General features: G+C 66.3%; 4 protein-coding genes. All 4 read right to left on the minus strand.

Annotated elements, in window-relative coordinates; all coding sequences use genetic code 11:
- A partial coding sequence (locus ABYB95_RS18640) for a 4Fe-4S binding protein (RefSeq protein ID WP_372660246.1) occupies positions 1–1,497 on the minus strand: 1,497 nt, incomplete at its 3' end.
- Positions 1,457–2,125 carry a DUF3306 domain-containing protein gene (locus tag ABYB95_RS18645; protein WP_372660240.1) on the minus strand — a complete coding sequence of 223 codons (669 nt, stop codon included), beginning with the start codon at positions 2,123–2,125 and terminating at the stop codon, positions 1,457–1,459. The genes ABYB95_RS18640 and ABYB95_RS18645, both read right to left, overlap by 41 nt.
- A complete protein-coding gene (locus tag ABYB95_RS18650) occupies positions 2,115–2,756 on the minus strand; it encodes a DUF3305 domain-containing protein (protein ID WP_372660242.1) in 642 nt (213 codons plus the stop codon). Before ABYB95_RS18650 ends, ABYB95_RS18645 begins: the two co-directional genes overlap by 11 nt.
- Before the next feature lie 113 nt (positions 2,757–2,869).
- Positions 2,870–3,991 (minus strand): benzoyl-CoA 2,3-epoxidase subunit BoxA (gene boxA / locus ABYB95_RS18655; RefSeq protein ID WP_372660244.1); only part of this gene is annotated, 1,122 nt, incomplete at its 5' end.

The following is a 3,991-nucleotide window of genomic DNA, read 5'->3' on the forward strand; positions in this document are numbered from 1 at the left end:
ATCGCGTGCCTGCAGCAGCTTGAAGTGCACACCGCCATAGCCCAGGCCGCTGACGATGGCCTGCGCCACCTCCATTTGCGCCTGCACCGCGTCCACATACTGCGGCGCCTCTTCACCCGTCATCAGCACCCAGACCTGCGATGCGCCGTAAGCGAACGCACTCAGCCAAACCTCCAGCCCGAGCGAGGCGGTGTGCCACAGCGGATAGGGGATCACCCGGGCGGGCACGCCCTGCACGCTCTTGTCCAGCCGGGCGGCACGGCCCAGGTCGTTGATGAGCGCAAGACCCGCTTCCTGGCTGTGCAGCAACAAGGCGGCGTCGCGTCCACCGGCCTTGGCGTAGGTGGACAACAGGCTGCGCATTTTGGCGCCTTGTTCGCTGGCGCGCGGATAGGCGAAGCTGAGCGCCCCGGTCGGGCAGACCGTGGTGCAAGCACCGCAACCCACGCACAGCTGCGGGTTGACCGTGATCTGGTTGCGCGTGGCCTTGGCGCCGGGCGTGCGGGCGCTGCCCGCCAGACCGCTGCTGATCGCGCTGGCCGAACACACGTCCACACAGGCGTTGCAACCCAGCGTTTCGTTGCGACCGTGCGCACAAATGCTGGCCTTGTAGTTGAAGAACTTGGGTTTTTCGAACTCGCCCACCAGTTCGCGCAACTTGAGCACGGCGGCCAGCGTCTGGCTGGTGTCGGAACCCGGCGGCAGGTGCAGGTAGCCCTGGGGATGGGCATGCTGGCTGAAAGCGGGCGTGGCGCGCAGATCGAGCACCAGATCGAAGCGGTCTTCGTGGGTCTGGGGTTCGCGCGCGAAGTTGATCGCACCCACGGCCTCGCAAGCCTTCACGCAGTCGCGGTGCGAGCGGCAGGCGCTGAGGTCGATCTGGTAGTCCAGCCCGATCGCACCTTCCGGACAAGCCGCCACGCAGGCGTTGCAGCGGGTGCACAGATCGAGGTCGATCGGGTTCTGGGTCGTCCAGGCCAGGTCGAAGGCGCCCAGCCAACCGCGCAACTGCTTCAAGCTGCCAGCGATCACCGGGAAGCGGCGCGCCTGCATGCCCGCGCCGCCGGTGGCCATCAGGCTCACATCCAGCACGTCGGCCACCTGGGCGGCCATGTGCTCTGCGCTCTCCAAGGGCCCGACGATCAGCAGGCGCCCGGCGCTCGCATAGCTCACCGTGCTCACGGGCTCGGCGTCGGGCAAGCGTGCCGCCGCCAGCAAGGCCGCGATCTTGGGCATGGCCTGGGTGGCATCGCGGCTCCAGCCGCCGGTCTCGCGGATGTTCACGAAGCGGATCGGGCGCACGTCCAGCGACACCGCGCCATCGGTCTGCTCGGCCAGTTCGGTGAACAAGCGGGCCTCCTGGGTGCAGGCCACCACCAGTTCGTCGCTGTTGCGGCTGGCCTTCTGGAACGCTGGGGCGTCGCGCCGACACAGCGTGGTGTGCAGCGTCAGGTTTTCATCGAGTGCCCGACCCAGTGCCTGCGGGTCCAGGGGCATGGTCTGGTTGCAACTGCAAATCAGCGTGGTCATCTTGGAGGTCTCGTGGTTCTGGCGTGTCGTGCACGCTGTTGTTTTCTTCGGGGTCTGGGGTATTTTCGGCCGGGGTCTCGGCCGCTGCCACGGTCCTATCGTCCACGGCCGGTCCACCCTTCGCCGCAGGCACCTGGGCTTCGGCGGGATCGTCCACCAGCTTCATGAACTGGGCGCTGACCATTTTGGCCAGCAACGCGCTCGGCAAGGGGCTGGGAATGGAATAGTCGTCGATGTAGATGTCCAGCCCGTCCATCACGTTGTAGTGCGGATCGGTGAACAGTTTTTTCAGCGCGGCGTTGCGCACGTCGGCGGGCACGTGGCGGCCCACAAAGGGCTTGAAGTCGGAATCGCGGGTCAGCTGCTGCACGTCTTGCAGCGTGGGCAGGGGCGGCTTTTGCGCAACACCCTCTGGCGTGTCGGGCTCCGGCGTGCTTTGCACCGGCGGCACAACGGCTGGAGTGGGCTGTGCCGCGTCGCCCAAGGTTTCGGCGCCGGGTGCGGGCAGCGCGGGTTCGTCGTGCACTGGGGTGCTGCGTTGCAGCGTCTTGCGCCGCGACCAACGGCCCAGAAAGCCTTCGTCTTCAACCGCCATGACCACCTCCTCCACCCGATCGCTTCGATTTTTCGGTGGAGATGCGCACCGGCTGGCCAAAGCGATCGGTCAGCGGCTTGAAACTGTCGGGGCGTTTGCGCCGCTTGGGCTCGGGTTGGTAATGCGTCTGCACAAAGGCCGCCAGCCATTCGACCACCTCGGGCGGCGCGGGCACCTGATCGACGCGCTCCTGCGCATCGAGCCAGCGCCCGGCGTCGTGGTAGCTCAGGGTCACGATTTGCGGCACCGCCATCGCCTCACCATCGAGCAAGCGCGCGTCGTCCAGGCGCCAGAACACCCAGAAGCAGGGCTGCGGGCTGTTGAGGTTGAGGAAGTAGCCCTCGGCATCGTCGCGGAACAGGGTCACCGGCAAAGCCGGAAACAACCAATGGCTGGCGCCGGCCACCGCGTGTTCAACCGCCACCGGTTCCACCGCCTCGGGCAATGGTGCAAGCGAGGCGGATTCCGCATCTAGCGTGGCATCGGGCGCGTGGGGCATCACGTCGCCCAGCACCCAACGCCAACTTTGCCAGCGGCTCATGGGGCCGGTGACCGGTTCGCGGCGCATCACAACATCGACCCGCATGGTGGGTCGGGTGGTCGCCAAAGTGGGGTTGGAATCGCTTGTCATTCAAGCGCCAATGTAAGCCAACTCGCCGCGCGCAGACCAGGGTGCGCACAAGACCCGGCACCATGGGATGGATTCGCAGGGTTTACCCGGACGCTCAGGGTCCGGATATTTGCTCAATAGGTTTCGAGGTGCAGACGCCCGCTGCGCTTGAGCGACTGGCCCAGGCTCTCCCAGTCCAGGCCCGCTTCGGTGGCCACGTCGCGCAAGGCCAGTACCACGCCCTCTTCCATGCTCTTCAGACCGCACACATAAAAGCAGGTGTCCGGGTCTTGCAACAGCGGCACCAGGTCGGCGGCGCGCTCCCGCATCACGTCCTGTACATAGCGCTTGGGCGCGCCAGGGGTGCGCGAGAAGGCGAAATTGATGTCGATGAAATCCTTGGGCAGGTTCTTCAGCGGCCCGAAATACGGCAGTTCTTCCTGGGTGCGGGCGCCGAAGAACAACAGCAGCTTGCCGCCTTCGAACTTGCCCGACTGGCGCAGCCGCCGCCGCCATTCGGTCATGGCGCGCATGGGCGCAGAGCCGGTGCCGGTGCAGATCATCACGATGTGGGAGCGCGGGTGGTTGGGCATGAGGAAACTGGCGCCGAAGGGCCCGATCACCTCCACCGTGTCACCCACCTTCAGATCGCACATGAAGTTGGAGGCCACACCGCGCACCGGTTGACCACTGTGGTCTTCGAGCACGCGCTTGATCGTGAGCGAGACATTGTTGTAGCCCGCCCGCTCGCCGTTGCGTGGGCTGGCCACCGAGTATTGGCGCGCGTGGTGCGCACGACCGCCCGCATCTTTGCCCGGCGGCAGCACACCGATGGACTGGCCTTCGAGCACCGGGAAGGGCATGGAGCCGAAGTCGAGCACAACGTGGTGGGTGTCGTAGTCGCTGCCGGCCTGCTTGCCCACTTCGGTCACGCGCACATTGCCGGTCACGGTGGCCGTGATGGTTTTTTGGGCTGCCTTGGGGCCGTACAGATTGGTGAACGGGTGCGCAGCCGACCAGGGTGGCACGTTGGCGCCATAGGCTGCGCTCTGGAAAACAGCCGGGTCGGCGCTGGCCATGGCGACCGCCGACGAAGACAGCGCCGCCTCTTGCGCAGGGGTCACCTCTTCCAGTTCGGAGCCACCCAGTTCGTCCGCGCTCAGTTCGGGCGGCAGCTCCTCCCAGGTGAGCTGCTCGGCCGTGGAATAGGCCTTGACGCGCAACACCGTGCGCCAGTTGTCGATGGAGCCGGTGGG

This window comes from Hydrogenophaga sp. (assembly GCF_041633695.1).
In the GTDB taxonomy this organism is placed as follows: domain Bacteria; phylum Pseudomonadota; class Gammaproteobacteria; order Burkholderiales; family Burkholderiaceae_C; genus Hydrogenophaga.

Excerpts from the sequence above, each read along its gene's own strand:
- ABYB95_RS18645 (WP_372660240.1), bottom strand. The coding sequence starts at position 2,125 with ATGGCGGTTGAAGACGAAGGCTTTCTGGGCCGTTGGTCGCGGCGCAAG.
- ABYB95_RS18650 (WP_372660242.1), bottom strand. The coding sequence starts at position 2,756 with ATGACAAGCGATTCCAACCCCACTTTGGCGACCACCCGACCCACCATG.